This is a genomic window from Sphingobium salicis subsp. salicis (genome assembly GCF_049472635.1).
Taxonomy (GTDB): Bacteria; Pseudomonadota; Alphaproteobacteria; order Sphingomonadales; family Sphingomonadaceae; genus Sphingobium; species Sphingobium yanoikuyae_A.
This window is the reverse complement of the sequence record NZ_JAYRCS010000001.1, coordinates 981,422-1,005,423: the sequence shown is the minus strand read 5'-3', so window position 1 is coordinate 1,005,423 and position 24,002 is coordinate 981,422. Positions and strand designations below refer to the sequence as shown.

General features: G+C 65.7%; 19 protein-coding genes. 12 read left to right on the top strand and 7 right to left on the bottom strand.

What is annotated here, in order from left to right; translation table 11 throughout:
• The first annotated feature begins 5 nt into the window (after positions 1-5).
• From lnt to VHN57_RS04875, 10 genes are all read left to right on the top strand, one after another.
• The gene (gene lnt / locus VHN57_RS04920; protein WP_278986235.1) at positions 6-1,547 is read left to right on the top strand and encodes an apolipoprotein N-acyltransferase; all 1,542 of its coding nucleotides are present in this window, start codon (positions 6-8) and stop codon (positions 1,545-1,547) included.
• Positions 1,548-1,604: 57 nt separating this feature from the next.
• Positions 1,605-2,804 carry a methionine adenosyltransferase gene (gene metK / locus VHN57_RS04915; protein WP_278986237.1) on the top strand — a complete coding sequence of 400 codons (1,200 nt, stop codon included), beginning with the start codon at positions 1,605-1,607 and terminating at the stop codon, positions 2,802-2,804.
• A 201-nt stretch (positions 2,805-3,005) separates the two neighbouring features.
• Complete coding sequence (locus tag VHN57_RS04910; protein ID WP_423282955.1) at positions 3,006-5,207, top strand: DUF3141 domain-containing protein; 2,202 nt, start codon at positions 3,006-3,008, stop codon at positions 5,205-5,207.
• 479 nt (positions 5,208-5,686) lie between these two features.
• Positions 5,687-6,772: a hypothetical protein gene (locus VHN57_RS04905; protein WP_423282953.1), complete on the top strand. Its 1,086-nt coding sequence runs from the start codon at positions 5,687-5,689 to the stop codon at positions 6,770-6,772.
• Between the two features lie 52 nt (positions 6,773-6,824).
• Entirely contained in the window at positions 6,825-7,520 is a 696-nt protein-coding gene (trmB, locus tag VHN57_RS04900; protein WP_423282951.1) for a tRNA (guanine(46)-N(7))-methyltransferase TrmB, read from the top strand.
• Between the two features lie 63 nt (positions 7,521-7,583).
• The gene (locus VHN57_RS04895) at positions 7,584-8,600 is read left to right on the top strand and encodes an adenosine deaminase (RefSeq protein ID WP_278988507.1); all 1,017 of its coding nucleotides are present in this window, start codon (positions 7,584-7,586) and stop codon (positions 8,598-8,600) included.
• 79 nt (positions 8,601-8,679) lie between these two features.
• Complete coding sequence (locus VHN57_RS04890; RefSeq protein WP_423282948.1) at positions 8,680-10,449, top strand: tetratricopeptide repeat protein; 1,770 nt, start codon at positions 8,680-8,682, stop codon at positions 10,447-10,449.
• 88 nt (positions 10,450-10,537) lie between these two features.
• Complete coding sequence (locus VHN57_RS04885; protein ID WP_278985449.1) at positions 10,538-11,002, top strand: outer membrane beta-barrel protein; 465 nt, start codon at positions 10,538-10,540, stop codon at positions 11,000-11,002.
• 170 nt (positions 11,003-11,172) lie between these two features.
• Complete coding sequence (locus VHN57_RS04880; RefSeq protein ID WP_278985450.1) at positions 11,173-12,495, top strand: chloride channel protein; 1,323 nt, start codon at positions 11,173-11,175, stop codon at positions 12,493-12,495.
• Between the two features lies 1 nt (position 12,496).
• Positions 12,497-12,673, top strand: coding sequence for a hypothetical protein (locus tag VHN57_RS04875; RefSeq protein ID WP_004212003.1), 177 nt, complete (start codon positions 12,497-12,499; stop codon positions 12,671-12,673).
• 1 nt (position 12,674) lies between these two features.
• Here the strand turns inward: VHN57_RS04875 and VHN57_RS04870 are convergent, their stop codons facing one another.
• The 5 genes from VHN57_RS04870 to dnaE form a co-directional block, all read right to left on the bottom strand.
• Entirely contained in the window at positions 12,675-12,920 is a 246-nt protein-coding gene (locus tag VHN57_RS04870; protein WP_010337356.1) for a hypothetical protein, read from the bottom strand.
• Between the two features lie 78 nt (positions 12,921-12,998).
• On the bottom strand, positions 12,999-13,589 hold the full coding sequence (locus VHN57_RS04865) for a GNAT family N-acetyltransferase (RefSeq protein WP_278985451.1): 591 nt from the start codon (positions 13,587-13,589) through the stop codon (positions 12,999-13,001).
• On the bottom strand, positions 13,586-14,560 hold the full coding sequence (locus VHN57_RS04860; protein WP_278985452.1) for a carbon-nitrogen hydrolase family protein: 975 nt from the start codon (positions 14,558-14,560) through the stop codon (positions 13,586-13,588). Before VHN57_RS04860 ends, VHN57_RS04865 begins: the two co-directional genes overlap by 4 nt.
• A 42-nt stretch (positions 14,561-14,602) precedes the next feature.
• A complete protein-coding gene (locus VHN57_RS04855) occupies positions 14,603-15,013 on the bottom strand; it encodes a ketosteroid isomerase-related protein (protein ID WP_278985453.1) in 411 nt (136 codons plus the stop codon).
• Between the two features lie 33 nt (positions 15,014-15,046).
• Positions 15,047-18,589, bottom strand: coding sequence for a DNA polymerase III subunit alpha (gene dnaE / locus VHN57_RS04850; protein WP_423282944.1), 3,543 nt, complete (start codon positions 18,587-18,589; stop codon positions 15,047-15,049).
• A gap of 135 nt (positions 18,590-18,724) precedes the next feature.
• On the opposite strand from dnaE, the gene VHN57_RS04845 reads away from it, so the two are divergent.
• Together VHN57_RS04845 and VHN57_RS04840 are read left to right on the top strand one after the other, a co-directional pair.
• Positions 18,725-19,897, top strand: a complete 1,173-nt coding sequence (locus VHN57_RS04845) for a Yip1 family protein (protein ID WP_278985454.1) — start codon at positions 18,725-18,727, stop codon at positions 19,895-19,897.
• 64 nt (positions 19,898-19,961) lie between these two features.
• The gene (locus VHN57_RS04840; protein ID WP_278985455.1) at positions 19,962-21,767 is read left to right on the top strand and encodes a diguanylate cyclase; all 1,806 of its coding nucleotides are present in this window, start codon (positions 19,962-19,964) and stop codon (positions 21,765-21,767) included.
• Here the strand turns inward: VHN57_RS04840 and VHN57_RS04835 are convergent.
• The gene (locus tag VHN57_RS04835; protein ID WP_278985456.1) at positions 21,756-22,442 is read right to left on the bottom strand and encodes an ABC transporter ATP-binding protein; all 687 of its coding nucleotides are present in this window, start codon (positions 22,440-22,442) and stop codon (positions 21,756-21,758) included. The genes VHN57_RS04840 and VHN57_RS04835 overlap by 12 nt on opposite strands.
• The gene (locus tag VHN57_RS04830; protein WP_037516701.1) at positions 22,435-23,685 is read right to left on the bottom strand and encodes a lipoprotein-releasing ABC transporter permease subunit; all 1,251 of its coding nucleotides are present in this window, start codon (positions 23,683-23,685) and stop codon (positions 22,435-22,437) included. Before VHN57_RS04830 ends, VHN57_RS04835 begins: the two co-directional genes overlap by 8 nt.
• Positions 23,686-24,002: the final 317 nt, after the last annotated feature.

Genomic DNA, 24,002 nt, shown 5'->3' with positions numbered 1-24,002 from the left:
CGCAAATGAACGCCCTGCTTGCGCGCCATCCCCGGCTTGCTGCCCTGCTCGCCGGCTTCGTCTCGGCGATCGGTTTCGAGCCGCTGAAACTCTGGCCGGTCACCATCGCCTGCTTCGCGCTGCTGATCCTGCTGATCGAGCGCGCACCCGATCGCCGCGCCGCTTTCCTGCGGGGCTGGCTTTTCGGGGTCGGCCATTTCACCCTGGGCCTCAACTGGATCGCCCACGCCTTCACCTATCAGGACGCGATGCCGCACTGGTTCGGCTATGGCGCGGTGGTCCTGCTCTCGCTCTATCTCGCCGTCTATCCCGGCCTCGCGACCTTGGGCGCATGGTGGGCCGGGCGCCGTTTTGCCTTCACCGGCCCGGCCTTTCTGCTGCTGTTCGCTGCCTGCTGGATCGTCAGCGAATATGCGCGCGCCACCATCTTCACCGGCTTTGCCTGGAACCCGCTGGGTGTCACCCTGCTGCCGACCGGCGCCGCGATCGCCGCGACGCTGATCGGCACCTATGGCCTGGGCGCGCTGGTGCTGCTCGCCGCCGGGGCCTGCCTGCTCGCCGCGCGCCGCCAGTATCGCCCTGCCGCCGCCATCGCCGTGCCGCTCGTCGCCCTCGCGCTCTGGGGCCAATTCTCGCCCGCGCCGACGACGCCCGCCGGCGCGCCGCTGATCCGCGTGGTCCAGCCCAATATCGGCCAGGATGAGAAATATTCGGCCGAGCTGGAACAGGCGCATTTCCGCACCCTCGCCACCCTGTCGGGCAAGCCGCGTCCGGCCCCGCGCCTGATCTTCTGGCCCGAAGCAGCGATCCCCGCCTATCTCGACATGGAACCCGAATGGCGCTGGCGCCTGGCGGACCTGATGGGGCCGGGCGACCTGCTGATGACCGGCGCGACCAAGGTCTATTTCAAGGACAAGGGGCCTTATGGCACGACCGAACTGGCCGGCGCCAACAACAGCCTGTTCGTGGTCACGCCCGATGCCCAGCTTGCCGCGCGCTATGACAAGGCGCATCTCGTCCCCTATGGCGAATATCTGCCGATGCGCAGCATCCTCCAGCCGATCGGCCTGTCGCGGCTGGTGCCGGGCGACGTCGATTTCTGGCCCGGTCCCGGCCCGCAGAGCCTGACCCTGCCCGCCACCCTTGGCCGCCCCGCGCTCAAGATGGGCGTGCAGATTTGCTACGAGATCATCTTCTCGGGCCAGGTGGTCGATCGCGCCAATCGGCCCGATTTCCTGTTCAACCCGTCCAACGACGCCTGGTTCGGCAGCTGGGGTCCGGTCCAGCATTTGGCCCAGGCGCGGCTACGCGCGCTGGAGGAAGGGCTGCCGATCATCCGCGCCACGCCCACCGGCGTGTCCGCCATCGTCGATGCGCGCGGCCATATTCTCCACGCCCTCTCCAGCCATCGCGCCGGCTATCTCGACAGCCGCCTGCCGCCGCCGCTGCCCGCCACTCTGTTCGCGCGGGTCGGCAATTGGGCGCCGTTCGCCTTCCTGATCCTGCTGGTTGGGACGGCTCTTGCCTTGCGCAAAGGCAAAAGCTAATAACCACATAAAGTTTTCTTTATATCTATTCGTCCGCAAGCACCTTACGGGAGTCTCATGCGTAACCAATTCCTCTTCACCTCGGAATCCGTTTCCGAAGGCCACCCCGACAAGGTCGCGGACCAGATTTCCGACGCCATCGTCGATCTGTTCCTGTCCAAGGACCCCGAAGCCCGCATCGCGTGCGAAACCCTGACGACCACCCAGCTCGTCGTCCTGGCCGGCGAAATCCGCTGCAAGGGCGTCTATGAAAATGGCGCCTGGGCACCGGGCGCACAGGAAGAGATCGAAGCGACCGTGCGCGCCACCGTGAAGCGGATCGGTTACGAGCAGGATGGCTTCCACTGGGAGACCTTCCGCTTCGAGAACAATCTGCACGGCCAGTCGGCCCACATCGCGCAGGGCGTCGATGAAAGCGGCAACAAGGACGAAGGCGCCGGCGACCAGGGCATCATGTTCGGCTATGCGTCGGACGAAACCCCCGACCTCATGCCCGCCACCCTCTATTATTCGCACAAGATCCTGGAACGCATGGCGGCCGACCGTCATGGCAAGGTCGTTCCCTTCCTGGAACCCGATGCCAAGAGCCAGGTGACGCTCGAATATATCGACGAAAAGCCGGTCCGCGCCACCGCGCTGGTCGTGTCGACCCAGCATGCCGCCGGCATGGACAATGACGACAGCCGCGCGGAACTGCGCGCTTACGTCAAGGGCGTGATGGCCGATGTGCTGCCCGAAGGCTGGCTGCCCGGCGACGAAGCCATCTATGTCAACCCGACCGGCCTGTTCGAAATCGGCGGCCCCGACGGCGACGCCGGCCTCACCGGCCGCAAGATCATCGTCGACACCTATGGCGGCGCGTCGCCCCATGGCGGCGGTGCTTTCTCGGGCAAGGATCCGACCAAGGTCGACCGTTCGGCTGCCTACATCACCCGCTACCTCGCGAAGAACATCGTTGCCGCCGGCCTCGCCCGTCGCTGCACGATCCAGCTCAGCTACGCCATCGGCGTCGCCGAGCCGCTCTCGCTCTATGTCGATCTGCACGGCACCGGCACCGTCGAAGCCTCGGCGATCGAAGCCGTGCTGCCGACCCTGGTGCGCCTGACGCCCAAGGGCATCCGCACCCATCTCGGCCTCAACAAGCCGATCTACCAGAAGACCGCCGCCTACGGCCATTTCGGCCGCACGCCCGACGGCGACTATTTCCCCTGGGAAAAGACCGACCTGGTCGACGCGCTCAAGGCGAAGCTGGCTTGAGACCGGTCATCTGACATAAATTAGCAAGGGGCGCGGAGAGCTATGCTTTCCGCGCCCTTTTCGCATGTCCGTCACGGACTGTCACCGGTTCGTCGAAATAAGAAGATTTTCCATCGCATTGTCATGACTCGGGGTTATGATGCAGTGCGGTCAGGAATGGGGGTCCGCCGCGACGTCTGAACGCGTTTCGGAAGGCCAGCCATGCCCAAGACGACCAGCGAACCCACATCATCCACCGCTTCCATCCCGCTTTGGCCGCCGCTCGACTGGTTCGGTCAGGCCTTCGACTATGGCGTCGACGCGCTGCAACGCGCCGTCCTGTTCGCCGACGTCAAGCGGCAGCGCGGCGACCAGTATAAGGCGCATCTGGCCGAACGCGTGCCCCATGTGCTGAATTTCGACGGCGAGATCATCCTGTCCGGCGCCGATCTGCCTCGCCCGGTCAATTATGGCCTGGTCCGCATCACCCCGCCAGAGGGCCTGCCGGTCGACCCCGCCAAGCGCCCGGTCATCGTCGTCGATCCGCGCGCCGGCCATGGCCCCGGCATTGGCGGCTTCAAGCCCGACAGCGAGATCGGCGCCGCCCTGCGCGAAGGCCATCCCTGTTATTTCATCGGCTTCACCCCCAATCCGGTCGCGGGGCAGAGCGTCGAGGATGTGATGCGGGCGGAGGCCGCCTTCGTCGCCCATGTCGGCGAACTCCACACTTCCGCCGACGGCAAGCCGGTGGTGATCGGCAATTGCCAGGCCGGCTGGCAGATATTGATGACCGCCGCGGTCTGGCCCGACCTGTTCGGCCCGATCATCGTCGCCGGCGCCCCGCTCTCCTATTGGGCGGGCGACAATGTCATGCGCTATGGCGGCGGCCTGATGGGCGGCAGCTGGGCGACGGCGATGACCGGCGACATGGGCGCCGGCCGCTTCGACGGCGCCTGGCTGGTGCAGAATTTCGAAAAGCTCGATCCTGCCAACACGCTCTGGAAAAAGGATTACACCCTTTATTCCAAGGTCGATACCGAAGCCCCCCGCTATCTCGGCTTCGAGAAATATTGGGGTGGCTATGTCTATCTCAACGATGTCGAGATGCAGTATATCGTCGACAATCTCTTCATCGGCAATCGCCTCGCCACCGCCCAGCTACTGACCTCGGACGGCATCCGCATCGATCTGCGCAACATCCGCTCGCCGATCCTGGTCTTCTGCTCGCATGGCGACAATATCACGCCGCCACCGCAGGCTCTGGGCTGGATCACCGACCTCTATCGCAACGATGCGGAGATCGTCAGCCATGACCAGACGATCATCTATGCCACCCATGACAGTATCGGCCATCTCGGCATCTTCGTCTCGGCCAGCGTCGGGCGGAAGGAGCATCGCGAATTTGTCAGCGCCATCGACCTGATCGATGTGCTGCCCGCCGGCCTCTATCAGGCGACGGTGCAACAGGATCCCGACGGCGCCCTGCCCGGCGCGGTCGATGATGACGGCCAATATCTCGCGATCCAGCGGCGTGGCATCGCCGATGTCCAGGCAATCGTGCAGCAGGATTTCGACAGCGAACGGCGCTTCGTTGCCGCCCGCCGTGCGTCGGAAGCCAATCTGGAACTCTATCGCCGCTTCGCCCAGCCGATGGTGCAGGCGATGGCCAGCCCGCAACTGGCCGACTGGCTGGCGCAATGGCACCCGATGCGCCTGTCCTACAGCTGGTCGAGCGACCATCCCATGGCGCAACTGGTCGAGGGCTGGGCCGGGGTCGTGCGCGACAATCGGCGCCCGGTCGCGCCCGACAATGGCTTCCTGGCCGGCCAGACGATGGTGTCGAACATGATGGTGGGCGCGCTCGACACCTATCGGGATGCCCGCGACAGGCTCCAGGCATTGAGCTTCGATACGATCTATGGCGCGCCGCTGGTTCAGGCCGCCATGGGCGTCGCTCCGCAGGATGGCCGCCCGCCCCGCCATCACCCCGGCGACACGCCCGAACATCGCGCCTTCGTTGCGCAGGAAATGGCCCATCTCAGCGCCGAACTGTATGAAGGCGGCCTGCTGGAGGCGCAGTTGCGGGCGATCTTCCATGTGCTGCGCACCCGCGAACAGACCGACGCCCGCCGGTTCGAGGAGGCGCGCCGGCTGCATATCGACATGCTGCCCGCGGGCATGACCCTGCCGCTGTTCCGCGCGCTGGTGCGCGAGCAGGCCAAGCTGCTGCGCCATGATCCCGATGGCGCGATTGCCGGCATTCCCGAACTGCTCGCCCGCGTCGATCCCGATGCGGTCCGCGCCGGCGGGCAAAAGCTTGCCGCCCTGTTCGACCGGGACGAAGGGCTGACGCAGGAGGAGGCCGCCCGTCTGGGCGCCATGCTCGACCTGTTCAATGCTGCGGCCGATGCCGACCGTGGCTGAGCCATCCTGTCCGGAACATGACGAAAAGTTCATTGGCCTGCGCCCGCGGAACCGCGCATAGAGAGGGCGTCGGGCTCGCACCCCTGTCGAGCCCGGCACCCTCCACCCAGGGCAACGCCATGACCCGTCCTCTTGCTACCGCCTTCATCAGCCTTGCTTTTCTGGTTGGCAGTGCCGCTCCTGCACTGGCAGCTCCCTGCAAGGATGCGAAGGGCAAGTTCGTCAAATGTCCGCCAAAGGCCGCCCCGAAAAAGGGCCCCTGCAAGGACGCCAAGGGTCGCTTCGCCAAGTGCAAGTGACCTGACGAACTGGACAGACCGGTCGGGCCTTGCCTCCCGGCCAGCCTTCGGGTCGCACCACGGCTAGCCAGCTTCAAGGGCCATCCTGCCGCTCTCCCCTGTTCGGCATCCCATGGCCCTTGTGCTCTGCCCCCTTCCCGCTACCTTGCCTGCATGCATAGCGGGAGGGGGCAGATATTCATGTGGTTGCGGATAGTTGGCGGCTTTGCGATGGCAACAGCCCTGCCCCTTGCCCCGTCCGCACAGGCCCAGCCGAGCCCCATCGCCGTAAAGACCGACAAAAGCTGGACACACAAGCCGTCCGGTATTGCCTTCCCGTCGAAGATTGACGGTTTTGCTCGCAGTGCGGTCGAGGATCTGAGCAACGGCGCGCTCCTCGATACATCGATCGCCTATGACGATCCGATCAGTCGCACCCATGTAAATGTCTATGTCTATCATGCCGCCATGCCGGCCACCGCCATCTGGTTCGATGTCGCGGCCACCATGATCGCGACCAATGACAAGTTCGGGCGCCCCGCAGCCCTGGGCGATCCTGTGGCCTTTGCCCTTCCGGGCAGTTCAGTGCCGGCCGGATTGCGCCAGAGCTTCGCCATCAGCCAGGTGGGCCGTAGCAGCGGCGTTGCCGTCATCGCGCTGGGAGAATGGGTGGTAAAGCTGCGCGTCACTTCGCCGATCCATGACGCTTCCCAGCTCGACACCCTGATGGACCGGATGATCGCGCAGCTCGGCTGGCCCCGTGCCCTGCCGCCACTCGCGACGGCCGTTCCGCTCAAGCCCTGCGCCCAACCGCTTGTCTTCGGCCCGCCTGCGGACAAGGTGACAAAGGACGGCGCGTCCGTCATTGCCAGCGCGATGATGGGCAATATCGACCGCAGCGTCAGGGAAAAGACGGCGAAGAATGGAGAAGCCCCGGCCGCGCCGGCCTATTGCGTCCACCCCGATCGGATACAGGGGCGCCTCCCCATCTATCAGGGCGAGGCGAACGAGGGCAGCTATGCCATACCGCTCGGCGACTCGGGCACCATGCTGGTCATCGCCCGAGACACGCTGACCGCCTTGCTCGGCGGCAAGGATGAAAGCGGCGCGCCTTGGACGATCACCGTCCGCAAGCTTGACCAATGGCTGCAATATCCCAGCTATGCCAGCGCGCCGCCGCCGGCCCAGGCGATCGAGATCGTCCAGTCGGAAAAGCCGCTGTCGACCACCAGCGTCTATGGCAAGCAAAGCCAGATAAGCCTGTCGCCGGACGCCGTCGCCAACTGATAGGGCGCACGCCGCTTGCTCCCTCGGCCCGCCCCCGCTATCGGCCCACCCCATGACCGCGCATAAATCGGGCGACCCGACCACCCTCAACCGCCTTTATGGCCGCCAGTCCGGCCCCAAGCTCCGCAAGGGCCAGCAGGAACTGGTCGATACGCTGCTGCCCGCCGTATCGGTGCCGGCCGAAGGCGACGTCACCGCCGCCGACCTTTTCGGCTATGACCGCCCGCTCCATTTCGAGATCGGCTTCGGCGGCGGCGAGCATATGGCCTATCGCGCCGACATGCTGCCCGACCATGGCTTCATCGGCTGCGAGCCGTTCCTGAACGGCGTGGTCCAGGCGCTCGGCCATATCCGCGACGGCGCGCTCGGCAATGTCCGGCTGCACATGGGCGATGCGCTCGACGTTCTCAGCCGCATCCCCGACGGATCGCTCAGCTTCGTCTATCTGCTCCATCCCGATCCCTGGCCCAAGGCCCGCCACGCCAAGCGGCGGATGATGAACCCCGGCCCGGTCGACATGATCGCGAAGAAGCTCAAGCCCGGCGGCGAGTTCCGCTTCGGTACCGATCACCCGGTCTATCTGCGCTGGGCGCTGATGGTCATGAACGGCCATCCCGAATTCGACTGGCTGGCGAGCGATCCCGAGGATTTCCTCACCCGTCCGGGCGGCTGGCCCGAAACCCGCTATGAGGCCAAGGCTCGAGGCCTGGGTCATGAGGTCTGGTATTTCCGCTATCGCCGGAAATGAGGCGCGGGCCGTTTCGCGCGGCCTGCTCCTGTGCCATGGCGGCTGATCCTGTATAGAGGCCCCATGACCGACATCGACCAATTCATCACCGGACTGCCCAAGGCAGAGTTGCACCTCCATATCGAAGGGACGCTGGAGCCCGAACTGATGTTCGCGCTGGCCCGGCGCAACGACGTGACCTTGCCCTACGGCTCGATCGACGAGATCCGCCAGGCCTATGATTTCGGCAATCTCCAGGATTTCCTGGATATCTATTATGCCGGCACCAATGTGCTGCGCACGCCGCAGGATTTTCACGACCTTGCCGCCGCCTATTTCGATCGCGCGGCGCAGGACAATATCGTCCATGCCGAAATCATGTTCGATCCGCAGGCGCACACATCGCGCGGCGTACCCTTCGCCGATGTGATCGAGGGCCTGCTGTCGGCCATGCGGGACGCGGAAGAACGCCATGGCATCACCAGCGACCTGATCCTCAGCTTCCTGCGCCATCTGAGCGAGGAAGAGGCGTTCGAGACGCTGCGCGCCGCCACCCCCTGGTTGCCGCAGATCAAGGCCGTGGGGCTGGACTCCTCCGAAGTCGGCCACCCGCCCGAGAAATTCGCTCGCGTCTTCGCCGCTGCAGCCGAAGCCGGCCTCAAGCTGTGCGCCCACGCCGGCGAGGAAGGCCCGCCCGCCTATGTCTGGGAAGCGCTCGACCTGCTCAAGGTCGACCGGATCGACCATGGCAATCGCGCGCTGGAGGAGGATGCCCTGGTGGAACGTCTGGTGGACGAGCAGATGGTGCTGACCGTCTGCCCGCTCTCCAACCTCAAATTATGCGTGATCGACGACATCGCCAGCCATCCGCTCGACCGGATGCTGGACATGGGCCTGCGCGCCACGGTCAATTCCGACGATCCGGCCTATTTCGGCGGCTATCTCAACGACAATTATCGCGCCGTTGCCGCCGCACGCAACCTGACCCGCGAGCAGATCGCTCTGCTCGCGCGCAACAGCATCATCGGCTCCTTCCTGCCGCAGCAGGCCAAGGACGCGCATCTGGCGACGATCGACGCCTATCTCGAACAGGCGCATTGAGGCCCTGATTTACCGACCCCTTCCCCGATGATATAGCCTGTCTCACAGGATGGCGGGCTTTTGGGGAAGGGCCGGACGCATGGCTGACTGGATAAGGGCAGCGACCGCGCTGGGCATCGGCCTGTCGCTCGCCTCCGTATCGATCGAACCTGCCTTCTCGCCCGCGACGCTTGCCGCGCTCGATCCCGTCCGCCTCGCCCGCAGCCTGTGTAGCGGCCCACGGGTCGGCTCCGCTCTCGCCCGCGAATTGCTGATCGCGGCCGCCGCCGCCCAGCCGATCGCCGACGCGCCGCCGATCCCGCTGTTCGACGATCTCACCCATTCGCGCTTTCCGCTGACCACCAGCAATCCGCAGGCGCGCCGCTATTTCAGCCAGGGCCTGCTGCTCATGTACGGCTTCAACCATGCCGGCGCGATCCGCTCCTTCCGTGCGGCACAGCGGCTCGATCCGGCCTGCGCGCTCTGCTGGTGGGGCGAGGCGGTAGCGCTCGGCCCCAATATCAATGCACCGATGGATGCCGGTGACCGGGACGCGGCTCTTGCCGCGATGGACCGGGCGATGACGCTGCGCGATCGGGCGTCACCGATGGAGCGCGGCCTGATCGAGGCGGCGGCGCTACGCTATGCCCCTGATCCCGATGCCGACCGCGCCGCGCTCGACGGCGCCTATGCCGATGCGATGCTGGCACTTGCCGCGCGCTTCCCGGCCGATGACGATGTCGCCCTGCTGGCGGCCGAAGCGGCGATGGACACCAGCCCGTGGAATTATTGGGAGGCCGACCGCAAGACCCCGATTGGGCGCGCGGGCGCCGCGATCCGCCTGGTCGAAACGGTGCAGGCGCGCAATCCCGCCCATGTCCAGGCGGCGCATCTGATGATCCACCTGCTCGAAGCGAGCGATGCAAAACGCGCCGAAGCCGCCGCCGATCGCCTCTCCGCCGATGGCATGCCCAGCGCCGCCCACCTCGTCCATATGCCCAGCCACATCTATCAGGTCGTCGGCCGCTATCGCGACTCGATCCGCGTCAACATCGCCGCCGCCCGCGCCGACGAAGCCTTCATCCGCGCCACCGATGACCACAGCCTGGTGCGCTACGGCTATTATCCGCACAATGTCCATTTCATCGTCGCCTCCGCGCAAATGGCGGGCGACATGGATAGCGCGATGCGGGAGGCTCGGCGCCTGCGCACCATCCTCGATCCCGCAACCTCGGCCGCCATAGCCTGGATCCAGGCAATCGACGCCGCCCCCTATCTGGCCATGGCACAATTCGCCGCGCCCGCCGACATCCTCGCCCTGCCCGCGCCCGATCCGCGCCTGCCCTATGCCATCGCCATGCGCCATTATGCCCGCGCCGTGGCCCATGCCCAGCAGCGCGACCAGCACGGCTTCGATGCGGAGGTCGCAGCGATGAGCGCGCTCGCCCGCTCCGATGCACTGGCCCCGATGATCGCGCAGGGCGTCCCAGCCCCTGACCTGATCGCGCTCGCCACAGCGGTCGCGCGCGGCCGCCTCGCCACCGCCCAGCGCCGCTATGCGCAGGCCGCCGATCATTATCGCGCCGCGATCGCGCTGGAGCGCAGGATACCCTATCAGGAACCGGCCTACTGGTATTATCCGGTGCATCAGTCGCTTGGCGCCTCCCTCTTCCTCGCCGGCCGCCCCGACGAAGCCAGCGCCGCCTTCCGCCAGGCACTGATCCAGGCTCCCAATAATGGCTGGGCGCTCTACGGCCTCGCCCGTGCCGAAGCAGCACAAGGGCACAAAGCGGAGGCGGCTGCCGCGCGCCAGGCATTGGCCAGGGCATGGGTGGGCGACACCGGATGGCTAAGCATGGAACGCCTCTAAGCCATACCCCACATAAACCCCGATTGACGACAGGATCCTGCACGATGCAGCCAGAAGATATCTGATCGATGGCCGTGGAGTGTTCTGCATGCACAAACTCGCCCCTTTGTTCGCCGCCGCCCTAGCCCTAGTCAGCAGTCCCGCCCGCGCGGACGAGGCCTATGTCGAATTGACCGGCGGCGTCAGCTGGAACAGCGAAGGCACCGACGCGATCAGTGGTATCGCGGCCGGCTATGACATGGATCTGGATGAACGTTTCTTCGTCGGTGTCGAGGCGACCGCCGAGAAGTTGCTGGTCGACGACATGCGGGTCGCCTGGGGCATTGGCGGCCGACTTGGCGTCGAACTGGTGCGCGACAACAAATTGTTTGTCGGTGTGAACTGGCAGTCGAAGGATTGTCGCGAATGCGGTGACGCCATCGGCCTTGGCACGGGCTGGGAGCATAACCTGACCGAAAAACTCTATCTCAAGGTCGAATATAAGCGATTGTTCATCAGCAATGGGGAACCGGATGCCAATGTGGGCATCGTCGGTCTGGGCGTGATGTTCTGATCACGATCCGACTTTATACCGGAAATAGCCCGGAAAATACTGGCCATCGCCCATTTTGCTGGTAGGGAGGGCGCGTCCAGCCCACCGGGATCGATATTTCGCGCCATGGCATCCGCGCCGCACCCTTTCCCTGTCCTGCGTCAATCGCGCCCCGGCGCGCGACGTCCGTCATGAGCCGCCCCGGCCAGCGCTGGAGCCGCCGCCGCGCCCGCGCGCTGCTGCGCCATAGCGGGCCGACATCTTTGCTGTTCCGCCGCCGCCTCGCCCTGATCGGCGGCGCCGTGCTGGTCGGCCTTGCCGCGCTCGCCTTCGCCTGGGCTGCGGACGAAGCGACCGAGGCTTTCCATCGCCTGGCCACCGCCAATCGCTGGCTGCCGCTGTTGCTGACCCCGCTCGGCTTTGCCGCCCTCGCCTGGATCACCCGCAGTGTTGCGCCCTTTGCCGGCGGATCGGGCATTCCGCAGGTGATCGCCGCCACCCAATTGCCCGAAAAGGTCGGCCGCTGCCTGGTTGACCTGCGCATGGCGCTGCTGAAGATCGTGCTGACCATCGCCGGCCTGCTGGTCGGTGCCTCGGTCGGCCGGGAAGGCCCCACCGTCCAGATTTCCGCCGCCATCCTTGCCCGCGTCCACGCCCTGCTGAACGTGCCGTTGCGCGCATCCGTCATGGTCGCGGGCGGCGCGGCGGGCGTCGCCGCCGCCTTCAACACGCCGCTCGCCGGCATTGCCTTCGCGATCGAGGAACTGGCCTCCGCCTATGAGCAGCGCATGACCCTGCTGGTCATCACGGCGGTCATCATCTCGGGCATGGTCAGCCTCGGCGTCGCTGGCGACTATGTCTATTTCGGCGCGGTCGCCGCCCATCTGCCGCTGCAGTCGGCGGTTCCCGTCGCGCTGCTGGCCGGGCTGCTGGGCGGCATGTCCGGCGGCCTGTTCGCCCGGCTGGCGCTCGACGCCGCCACCGCGCGCAATCGCATGACCGACTGGATGCGCGCCCATCCGGTGCTGTTCGCCGGCGGCTGCGGCCTGCTGGTGGCGGCGATCGGCGTGGCCACCGGTCTCACCTGGGGCACCAGCTATGCCCCGGCCCGCACCATGATCGCGGGCGGCGACCAGCCACTCTGGTTCGCCCCCGCCAAATTCCTCAGCACCCTCGCCACCAGCGTCTCGGGCATTCCCGGCGGCATCTTCGCCCCCTCGCTCGCCACCGGCGCCGGCTTCGGCAATCTGCTGCGCTGGATTTTCCCCGGCGAACCGGCGAGCGCCGTCGTGCTGCTGGGCATGGTCGCCTATTTCACCGGCGTGGTGCGCGCGCCATTGACCGCCGTCATCATCATTTCGGAAACCACCGGCAGCCGCGGCTTCATGCTGCCGCTGCTGGGCGCCGCGCTGGTCGCCGACGCATCGGCGCAGATCTTCTGTCGCGAGCGCCTCTATCACGGCCTGTCCCGCAACTTCTTGGAGCGGGCCAAGGCCGCCGAAGCAAGCCGCTGACATGGCGGCACTCGGCTGCCTGCTCCTGATGATATTGCCGATTATCGGCTTCCTCGCCGGCCAGCTGCTGGCCGGCATGGACGGCGCCTGGATCGGCGCCGCCATCGGCCTGATCGGCGCGATCGGCTTTTCGGCGGTGACCTTCTACGCCCTGCTCCAGGCCGGCCGCCGCCGCTAACTCAGCCCTCGGCGCGCAGCTTGTCCGCCAGTTGCTGGATTTCATCGGGATTGAGCAACCAGGTCCGGGTCTTCTGCCCCTCGCGATGTACCGGCTGGGTCAACAGCACCCGCGCCTGTTCCTTGGCGAAAGGCTTGAACAGGCCATAATGGATGACGCAATCGCGCACCGTCGCGATCAGCGGCGCCTTGCCATCCAGGTCGATCATGGTGGCAGGCTGGTCCCAGGGGATGGTCGAGATAATCATGGATATCCCATCACCACCCACCGCGCGCGAAATCAAGGGAAAGCTTTCGCCGCCATGCCCCCGGAACCGCCCCGCCCCTTACAGCGCCCGCATCCAGAATTGCATCGGGTGGCTGACCTTTTCGCTGCCGCCGATTTCCTTCCAGCTCATCTCGCACAGCGCGCCCTCGATCGGCGCATAGCCGCGCTTGCGCCAGAAGGGGGCGAGGTCGCGGGCGTCGGCCGGGCGGCGCGGATCATCCTCTTGTCGCACCACGCCGCAGAAGATCGCATATTCGGCGCCGGCGTCGCGCGCTGCCGCTTCGCGCGCGTCGAAGAAGAGGTGGCCGATGCCGCGGCCATGATAGCCCGGCAGCAGCACGGACTCGCCGAAATAGAAGCTGCGCGCGACATCGACGCCAGCTGCCACCAGCGGCGCGACCAGGCTGTCGGGTTGGCCGGCCAGCGGCGATGCGGTGGCGATGCCGACCGGCTCGTCGCCGATCCGCGCCCGCACTAGCGTCGCCTTGTCGCTGGCCAGAAATGCGCGCAGATATTCCTCCTCATGCGCGGCATCGCCCTCGTAAAGATAGGGCCATTCACGGAAGATGCGGATGCGCAGCGTCGCCAGCGCCTCAAGTCCCTGCGCATCGCTGGTCACGCGGTCGACGATGATCGACGGCTCGGTCATTCTGCAATCTCCTGATCTTCGATTTGCGGCGCGGCCGGCGCATCGTCGCGCGCGGCATCGCTGGCCATCTGCGCGATCACGTCCGATCCCGCGCCATTCTGGATGATGTGGAAGGGCACATGCTGTTCGGGCCAGTGGCGGAAGGGCAGCACCGTGCCATCCGCACGCAACTGGTCGACCATGGCAAGGTCGATGTCCGCCACCACCCAGGCCGGGCCGTTCGCCTGCCCCAGCGCGATCACGCCATCGTCGGGCATTGTGCCGTCGGGCGGGCCGAAGGCACCGGCGGCACCGAAATTCTCGTCCATGCAGGGCAGCCAGGGCGCCATGCCGACACTGGGTGACTGGACGACGAAGCATTGATTTTCCATCGCCCGCGCCTGCGCGCCGATCCGCACCCGCCAATAGCCCTGCATCGTGTCGGTGGCCGATGGCGTCAGGATCAGCTTGGCGCCGGCCTCCGCCTGTGCCCGCGCTATCATCGGAAATTCGACGTCGTAGCAGATGGAGATGCCTATCGGCCCGATCGGCGTGTGGATGAGGTTGATGCTGTCGCCGCCGCTGATGCCCCAGCGCTCGCGCTCGAACCGGGTCATCATGATCTTGTCCTGATGGCCGGTGGTGCCGTCGGGACAGAAGAGGCGCGCGCGATTGACGATCCGCCCGTCGCTGGTCCGCACCGGCCGGCTGCCCGCCAGGATCATGATGTCGAGCCGCGCCGCCAGCTCGGCATGGACGCGGTCATAGGCCTCGCCAAACTGCATCACCAGATCGAGCGAGGCGGTCAGGTCGGCCGCCCGCTCGGGATCGATCCCGGCCAGTTCCATCGCCGCATATTCGGGAAAGATCGCCAGCGTCGCGCCCAGCGCAGCGGCTTCCTCCACCCAGCGGGTCAGCTTTTCCTGCCAGGCGGCAAAGCTCTGCACCTGCTCGATCGGATATTGGGCGGCGGCAACGCGGATGTGGGTCAAGGATACCTCAGGATGGAACGGCAACGGGACAGGCGGCGGTTTTTAACGCCCTTCGACCTGCGCGATCCAGTCGGCCAGATTATAATGGTTGGAAATGCGCGTGATCAGCCCCTCGACGATGTCGAAGAAGGCGCCAACCCGCAGATGATAGGTCTGGCCGGCGGCCGGCGGCAGGCCTTCGTCGGTCATCAGATAGCGGCCATCCAGCATGAACTCGGCCGCCGCCCGCGTCCCTTCCGCGTTCGCGAGCACGATCGGATCGATCACCGTCTCGGCATAGCAAAGGTTCATATGGGCGAGGAAATCGGCGAACGCCGACTTGCCGATGCGGGCCGCGCCCTGGCTCGGCTCGTGCCGCACATCGTCGGCCAGCAGCGCCAGCATCCCCTCGGCATCCTGCCGGTTGAAGGCGTCATAATAAGCATGGACCAGGGCCAGGGTCGCTTCGGACACAGATTTCTCCTCGAACTGGGAAAACGGGCGGGATCAGCCGACCAGCCGCATGGCCGATCGGCGATGGCGGGTGCGATAGCCGTCCGACTTCGCCTCCATCCGCGCCAGATTATGGACGGTCAGCCCGGCAATGCCACTGATCGCGTCGACCTGATCGGCGCCCAGCGTGAAGTCGTCGCCCAGGAAGACACGGGCCGCCTTGCCATCGCCGATCGGCGCGCGCACGAACACCTCACACCGCCCGCCCCTGCTGCCCGACAGGATCGCGGCCAGCTTGGCCACGGCCTCGACCATCTCGATGTCCAGCACCAGTTCCATGCGCGACACGTTGGCAATCTCGCGGAACGGCTCCATCCGGCGCACGGTGACGCGCGGCGTTTCCTCGCCCGGTAGGCGATCCAGCTCGACATGCAGCAGCGCGCAATCGCCCTCGCGCGCCAGTTCCTCGATCTGCTTGCAGGCATCCTCGTCGAAACAGCTCGCCTGAAACTGGCCGCTCTGGTCGGAGAAGGTGGCGTTGGCATAGCGCGCGCCCCGCCGCGTCTCGCGCCAGCGCACATCCTCGACCATCGCCGCCATGATGCCCATCACCCGCCCTTCGGCATTGGGCATGCCCATTGGCTGCGAACAGATTTCGCCGTAGCTTTTCGCGCCGCGCGCATCGGCCAGATGGCGGAAACGGTCGACCGGATGGGCCGAGAAATAGAAGCCGAACGCTTCCTTTTCCTGCGCCATCCGGTCCGACACGGTCCAGGCCTGATGCGGCGGGATGCGAACGTCTTCATGCGCCGTTTCGACATCGCCGAACAGGCCGCCCTGCCCGCTTTCGCGTGCCTGCGCCGCGCTTGCCGCGACGCTCAACAGGGTTTCGGCCGCCGCATGCACCCCGGCCCGATCGGCATGGATGGTGTCGAACGCACCGGCCGCCGCCAGGCTTTCGAGCTGGCGCCGGTTGAGCAGGCGCGGTTCGATCCGGTCTGCCAGATCGTCCAGATGCTTGAACGGGCCATTGGCTTCGCGCTCGGCAACCAGCTGCTCCATCGCCTTCTCGCCCACGCCCTTGAGGCCGCCCAGCGCATAGCGCACGGCGAAGCCCAGCCGCGGATCCTCGCCCTCGAACGGCACCGCCTCGACGGTGAAGTCGGCCTCGCTCTGGTTGAGGTCGGGCGGCAGGCAGGTCATGCCCATGCGCCGCATATCGTCGACGAAGACGGTCAGCTTTTCGGTCAGATGGATATCGAAGGCCATCGACCCGGCATAGAATTCCGCCGGATAATGGGCCTTCAGCCAGGCGGTCTGATAGGCGAGCAGCGCGTAGGCGGCGGCGTGCGACTTGTTGAAGCCATAGCCGGCGAATTTGTCGATCAAGTCGAACAGTTCATTCGCCTTGGCCGGCTTGATGTCGCTCTTGGCGCAGCCCTCGACGAAGCGCAGGCGCTGGGCGTCCATTTCCGCCTTGATCTTCTTGCCCATGGCGCGGCGCAGAAGGTCGGCGTCGCCAAGGCTGTAGCCGGCCAGGATCTGCGCGGCCTGCATCACCTGTTCCTGATAGACGAAGATGCCATAGGTTTCTTCGAGGATCGGTTTCAGCAGGATGTGCGGATATTCAATCTCTTCCTGGCCGTTCTTGCGGCGCCCGAACATCGGGATATTGTCCATCGGGCCGGGACGATAGAGCGACACCAGCGCGATGATGTCGCCGAAATTGGTCGGACGCACGGCCGCCAGCGTCTTGCGCATGCCTTCGGATTCCAGCTGGAACACGCCGACCGTGTCGCCGCGCTGGAGCAGTTCATAAACCTTGGCATCATCCCAGGCGAGCGTGTCGAGATCGACCGTGACGCCGCGCCCCTTGAGCAGTTGCACCGCCTTTTGCAGCACCGACAGCGTCTTGAGGCCGAGAAAGTCGAACTTCACCAGCCCCGCGCCTTCGACGAACTTCATGTCGAACTGGGTCACCGGCATGTCGGATCGCGGATCGCGATAGAGCGGCACCAACTGGCTCAGCGGGCGGTCACCGATCACCACGCCGGCCGCGTGGGTGGAGCTGTGGCGCGGGAAGCCCTCCAGCTTCATCGCATAGTCGATCAGGCGCTTGACCTGATTGTCATTGTCATATTCCGCCTTGAACTCGGCGACGCCGTTCAGCGATCGTTCCAGCGTCCAGGGATCGGTCGGATGGTTGGGCACCAGCTTGGCAAGGCGGTCGACCTGGCCATAGCTCATCTGCATCACGCGGCCGGTATCCTTCAGCACGGCGCGGGCCTTGAGCTTACCGAAGGTGATGATCTGGGCGACATGGTCGCTGCCATATTTCTGCTGCACGTAGCGGATCACCTCGCCGCGCCGCGTTTCGCAGAAGTCGATATCGAAGTCGGGCATGGAGACGCGTTCCGGGTTCAGGAAGCGCTCGAACAGCAGGCCCAGTTGCAGCGGATCGAGATCGGTGATGGTCAGCGCCCAGGCGACCAGCGATCCGGCACCCGAACCACGGCCCGGCCCCACCGGAATATCATGATCCTTGGCCCATTTGATGAAGTCGGCCACGATCAGGAAGTAGCCGGGGAAGCCCATCTGGATGATGATGTCCATTTCGAACTTCAACCGTTCGAAATAGGGCTGGCGCGCCTCGTCCGCGATGATCCCGGCCTTTTCCAGCCGGGCCTCCAGTCCCGCGATCGACTGGTCGCGCAGCATGATGCCCTCGCCCTCGATATCGCCGGCAAGGCTGGGCAGGATCGGCTTGCGCTTTGGCGCCATCACCGCGCAGCGCTGGGCCACGACCAGCGTGTTGGCCAGCGCCTCGGGCAGATCCTCGAACAGCCGCTTCATCTCCGCCGCCGGCTTCATCCAGGCGTCGGGCGAACTGGTGCGGCGATCGGGCGTCTCGACATAGGCGCCATCGGCAATGCACAGCATCACGTCATGCGCCGCGTGAAATTCCGGCTCGGCAAAGCAGGTCGGGTTGGTCGCGACCAGCGGCAGGTTGCGATCATAGGCCAGGTCGAGCAGCTGCGGCTCCGCCTTGCCCTCGACCGGGTCCAGCCGGCGGCAAATCTCGACATAGAGGCGATCGGGGAACAGCGCCTGCAACCGGTCGGCATAGGCGAGCGCGGCGTCGGGCTGATCCTCGGCGAACAGGCGCGCGATCGCCCCCTCGCCGCCGGCGGTCAGCGCGATCACGCCATCGGTCCGCCCTTCCAGCATGTCGAGCGTGACATGGGGCACTTCCTCCAGCGGCCGGTCGAGATGCGCCATCGACACCAGCGCGCAGATATTGTCGTAGCCGCCCGCATCCTGCGCATAGAGGGCGATCCAGTCATGCACCGCCGGCGCGTTGGATGGCCGGCCCGGCCGCACCACGCCCAGCATGGCGCCGACGATCGGCTGCACGCCCTCGCCCTTGCAGCCATCAGAAAAGGCCATCGAACCATAAAGGCCGTTGCGATCGGTGATCGCCGCCGCCGGAAAACCCAGGGCCTTGGCCTGCTTGGCGATCTTCTTGGGGTCGATCGCCCCTTCGAGCATGGTGAAGGACGAAAAGATGCGCAGCGGTACGAAGGCGGAATGAGACATCGCGGCAATCTAACGACGGCAGCGCGCGCGCGCCAGTCCCGGCCGGCGAAAAGCTGTGGACAAGATCACCACTTGTCGCTTGCCAAGGACTGCGCTTGCTGATCCTATCGCGCCCAAAGAACAGGGAGAACGGTCATGTCGGACAGCAACCCGGTTTCCACCCCGCCCGGCATCGCCGATCGGGCCAAGGCGATCATCCTGCGCCCCAGGGACGAATGGCCGGTGATCGAGGCCGAACCGGCCAGCATCGGCAGCATCTATACCGGCTATGCCATGATCCTGGCGGCAATCCCGCCGCTCGCAACCCTGATCGGCGGACAGGTCTTTGGCCATGGCCTGTTCGGCATCACCTGGCGCCCGCCGCTGATCGGCGCGATCGGCATGGCGATCGCCCATTATGTCCTGTCGCTGATCGGCCTCGCCGTGCTGGCGATCATCATCAATTTCCTCGCCCCCAGCTTCGGCGGCCAGCGCGACAAGCTGAAGGCGTTCAAGATTTCCGCCTATTCGGCGACCGCCGGCTGGCTGGCCGGCATCTTCTCGCTGCTGCCGGGCCTTGGCATGCTCGGCCTGCTCGGACTTTACAGCCTCTACCTCCTCTATCTCGGCCTGCCGCGCCTGATGAAGGTGCCAGAGCAGAAGGCGCTCCCCTACACCATCGTCACCATGGTCGCGGGCGCGCTGCTCTTCATCCTCGCCAGCCTGCTCGCCATGCCGTTCAGCGGCCTGCTGGGTGGCCATGCCGGCCCGGACGATATCAGCGCCGACATCATGGTGCCGGGCATCGGCAAGATCGACGTCGACAAGATGGACGCCGCCACCAAGCAGATGGAACAGGCCGCCAAGCGGATGGAGGAAGCGACCAAGAATGGCCGCTCCGCCGCGATCGCGCCCGATGTGCTGCAGGCGCTGCTGCCCGAGAAGATCGGCCGCTTCACCCGCACCGAGATTGAGAGCAGCGGCATGTCCGCTGGTGCCCATGCCTCCGCCCGCTATCGTGCCGGCGACGACGAGATCGAGCTGGAGGTGAACGACATCGCGGTGGCCGGCGCCTTTGCCGGGATCGGCGCGGCGCTCAACGTCCAGTCGAACCGCCAGACCGCCAGCGGCTATGAGCGCACCCAGACGATCGACGGCCGCATCGTCACCGAGGAATGGGACAAGGACAGCCGTCACGGCAAATATGCCACCACGCTGGCCGACCGCTTCATGGTCGAGGCGGAGGGCACCGTCGCCGATATCGGGGAGCTCAAGGCCGCGGTAAACGCGCTCGATCTCGACCGACTGAGCGCGCTCGCCGCAAAATAGGCAATGTCATGAGGTCGCCCGCGTAACGAATTGCCAAGCTATCGGGCCTAGGTTAGGCGCCACCATGCGTTTATCCACGATCACCAACTGGGCCTATGGGGCCACCGTTTTGCTCACTTTGGCGTCGGGCACGACGATGCTGTTCGCGTCCGGCGCGGAACAGCGCGAGCGCGCCGCGGTCGCCCAGCGCGCCAGTTTCGACCAGTTGACCTCCACCCTGGAGGAGGATGTCTATCGCCTGACCGAACAGGCGCGCGGCTTTGTGATTTCCGGCGATCCCAGCCATCTGGTCGTCTATCGCCGCGAGAAGGAAGCGCTGCGTTCCGTCGAGGATCGCATCCGGCATCTCAAGGATGCCGGCGCCAACGAAAATGAGCTGAACGCGCTGCGCCAGGCGATCCAGTGGGCCGACGCCCTGTCCGACGAGCAGGATGTCGCGATCAAGGCGGCGCAGGCGGGCGACGACAAGACCGCCCGCACCATCCTCTTCGGCGACGAATATGGCCGCGAACTGGACCGGGTGGCGGCACAGGTCGGCCGCTTCCAATATATGCTGGACCATCGCACCGACACGGCGGTGCAGGGCGCGACCGATACCGCGCGCCAGTGGCGGACCATGTCGGAAATCATGCTGGGCGTCACCGCCCTGCTGTTCCTGTGCGTCCTCTATTTCGTGCTGAAGCAGCGCATCCTGCATCCGGTCGTGCGCCTGAGCGATGTCGTCACCCGCCTTGCCGCGCAGGATTTTGCCGCGATCCCGCCCGACTTCCCGCAGGTGGACGAGATTGGCGACATGGCGCAGGCGATCCGTATTTTCCGTGAAAATGGCCTGGAGCGGCAACGGCTGGAGCAGGAGCGCGATGTCGATCGCACCATGCGCGACCTGCTGTCGCGCATGACCCAGCGCCTGCAGGGCTGCGACAGCACCGCCGATCTGGTCGAGGTGGTGCGCCGCTTCACCCCGGAAATCACGCCCGACTTCCCCGGCCGCCTCTATATCCACGACATTCGCCGCAATATGATGCTGCAGGCCTGCGACTGGCTCGATCCCAAACAGTCGCGCAACGATTTCCCGGCCTCGGCCTGCTGGGCACTGCGACGCGGCCAGGTCCACAAACCGCGCGGCGGCATGGTCGACATTGCCTGCGAGCATCTGGAAGGCGAAACCGCCGTCCCGACCATCTGCATCCCGCTGGCGGCACAGGGGGAAAGCATCGGCCTGCTCTATTTCGAGCAGACCCGCGAGATGGATGCCGAACATCTCGATCGGGCGGAAAAATATCTGGAGATGCTGGCGGAGAATATCGGCCTGGCCCTCGCCAATTTGCGCCTGCGCGACGCGCTGCGTGAAATGGCGATGGCCGACGCACTGACCGGCCTGCCCAACCGCCGCCATTTCGACGCCATGTTCGAGGCGCTGGTGGACGAGGCGGAACACAATCATGCCCCGCTCGCCTGCCTGATGGTCGACATCGACCATTTCAAGCGGTTCAACGACAGCTATGGCCATGATGCCGGCGACGCAGTGCTGCGCGCGGTCGGCGCGGTGCTGGGCGACTCACTGCGCGAACAGGGCTTTGCCTTCCGCCTGGGCGGCGAGGAATTCGTGCTGCTGATGCCCGGCTTCACTCTGGAACAGGCGCTCGCCCGATCCGCCCAGATCCAGCAGCGCATCCGCGACCTGCGGGTCGAACATCGCGGGCAGGAACTGGGGCCGATCACCGCCTCCTTTGGCCTGGCCGCCTGGCCCGACCATGGCGCCGCCACCCGACTGGTCACCACCGCCGATGCCGCGCTGCTGCGTGCCAAGGGCGAGGGCCGCGACCAGATCATGGTCGCGACCGCGCGCGAGGGGCTGTTACCGGGCTGACGCCTCTTCCAGCCGCCCTTCGTGCAGGCGGACCACCCGATCCATCTTTTCCGCCAGCCGCTCATTATGGGTGGCGACCAGAGCCGCCGATCCTTCGCCGCGCACCAGGCGCAGGAATTCGGCCAGCACCACGTCGGCAGTGCGCTCGTCCAGATTGCCGGTCGGCTCGTCCGCCAGCACCAGCGCCGGGCGATTGGCCAGCGCGCGGGCGACCGCGACGCGCTGCTGCTCGCCCCCCGACAACTGGCTCGGCCGATGATCGAGCCGATGGCCCAGCCCCAGCGCCGTCAGCAGCGATTCCGCGCGGGTCCGCGCCGCCTCCATGGTCGCGTCCTTGATCACCTGCGGCAGCACGACATTTTCGGTCGCGTTGAAATCGGGCAACAGGTGGTGGAACTGATAGACGAAGCCCAGCGCATCGCGGCGCAGGCGGGTGCGCCCGTCATTGTCGAGCTTGGCCGCTTCCTCGCCGGCGATGCGGATCGATCCGTCGAACCCGCCTTCCAGCAGGCCGACCGCCTGCAACAGCGTCGACTTGCCCGAGCCCGAGGGGCCGAGCAGCGCGACGATCTCGCCCGGCCCGACCGTCAGGTCGACGCCGCGCAGCACGTCGATGGTGACCCCGCCCTGGGTGAAGCTGCGGGACAGGCCGCTGACCTTGAGGACATCATTCATAGCGCAGCACCTGGACCGGATCGGTATTGGCAGCCTTGAAGGCCGGATAGAGGGTGGCGAGGAAGCTGAAGACCAGCGCCATCAGACAGATGATCACAATCTCGACCGGATCGGGCTTGGAGGGCAATTCGGTCAGGAAGCGGATCGAGGGATCCCACAGATTCTGCCCGGTAACGAACTGGATCACATTCACCACGCTCTGGCGGAAGAAGAGGAAGGTGAAGCCCAGCGCCATGCCGGCGACCATGCCCAGCGTGCCGATGGTCACGCCGACGGTCATGAAGATCTTCACCAGCCCGCTTCGGCTCGCCCCCATGGTCCGCAGGATCGCGATGTCGCGGGTCTTGGCGCGCACCAGCATGATCAGCGAAGACAGGATGTTGAACACCGCGACCAGCACGATGATCGACAGCACGACGAACATCGCCACCCGCTCGACCGCCAGCGCCTCGAACAGGCTGGCATTCATCTGGCGCCAGTCCTGCACCACGGCGCGGCCCGCGACCTTGGCCGCCAGCGGTTCCAATATCTGGCCAACCTTGTCGGCATTGACCGTCTCGACCTCGATCATGCTGACGACATCGCCCAGCAGCAGCAGCGTCTGCGCATCCTCGATCGGCATGACCACAAAGGCCTTGTCATAATCATAGACGCCGACCTCGAAGATGGCGGCGACCTGATAGGATATCTGGCGCGGCATCGTGCCGAACGGGGTCGCGCGGCCAGCCGGGTTCATGATGCTGATATGGTCGCCAACCTGGATGCCCAGATTTTCCGCCAGGCGGACACCAATGCCGACCTTCTCGCTATTGGCGGTCAGCGCATTGAGGTCACCGGCGACGATCTTGCCCTTGAGCGTCGTGTTGCTGCGAATGTCGGGCACGGTCATGCCACGCACCAGCACGCCCTCGACCCGCCCCTGATAAAGGCCAAGTAGGGGCTGCTCGATCAGCGGGGTCGCGCTGGTGACGCCCGGCGTCGCCTTCGCTTCCTTCAGCACATCGCGCCAGTCGGGCAGGCGCCCGCCATAGCCCTGCACCACGGCATGGCCGTTGAGGCCGACAATCTTGTCGAACAGCTCCGCGCGGAACCCGTTCATGACGCTCATGACGATGATGAGCGCGGCGACTCCGAGCATGACCGCGGCCAGGCTGATGCCGGCGACGAGGAAGATGAAGCCTTCCCCCTTGCCCGGCAGCAAATAGCGCTTGGCGATCATGCGTTCGTAGCGGGATAGAATCATGGTGGCGCGAATGGCCCTTCTGGTAGTGATGCGGCCGGTCTAGCAGGCTGAGCCTTAACGGCAAGGATTGCGGAATTGTTGCACGCGGGACACAGGCCGATACAGAAAATCACAGAGGCCGGATTTTGCCCGTGACAGCAGGCTGCGCCAGTCATAGCAAGGCTCCCGAGGCACAGGCAAAAGGCCGTGGTTCAGGGATACTGCTTCCCACTTCAAGCTTAGGGGGCTGAGAAGTCGGTAGAGGCAGGCCAAGGGGGAGACGAGCAATCGTCCATTAAGTGCCCGGATTGCGAAAGCGGTCCGGGCACTTTTTTGTT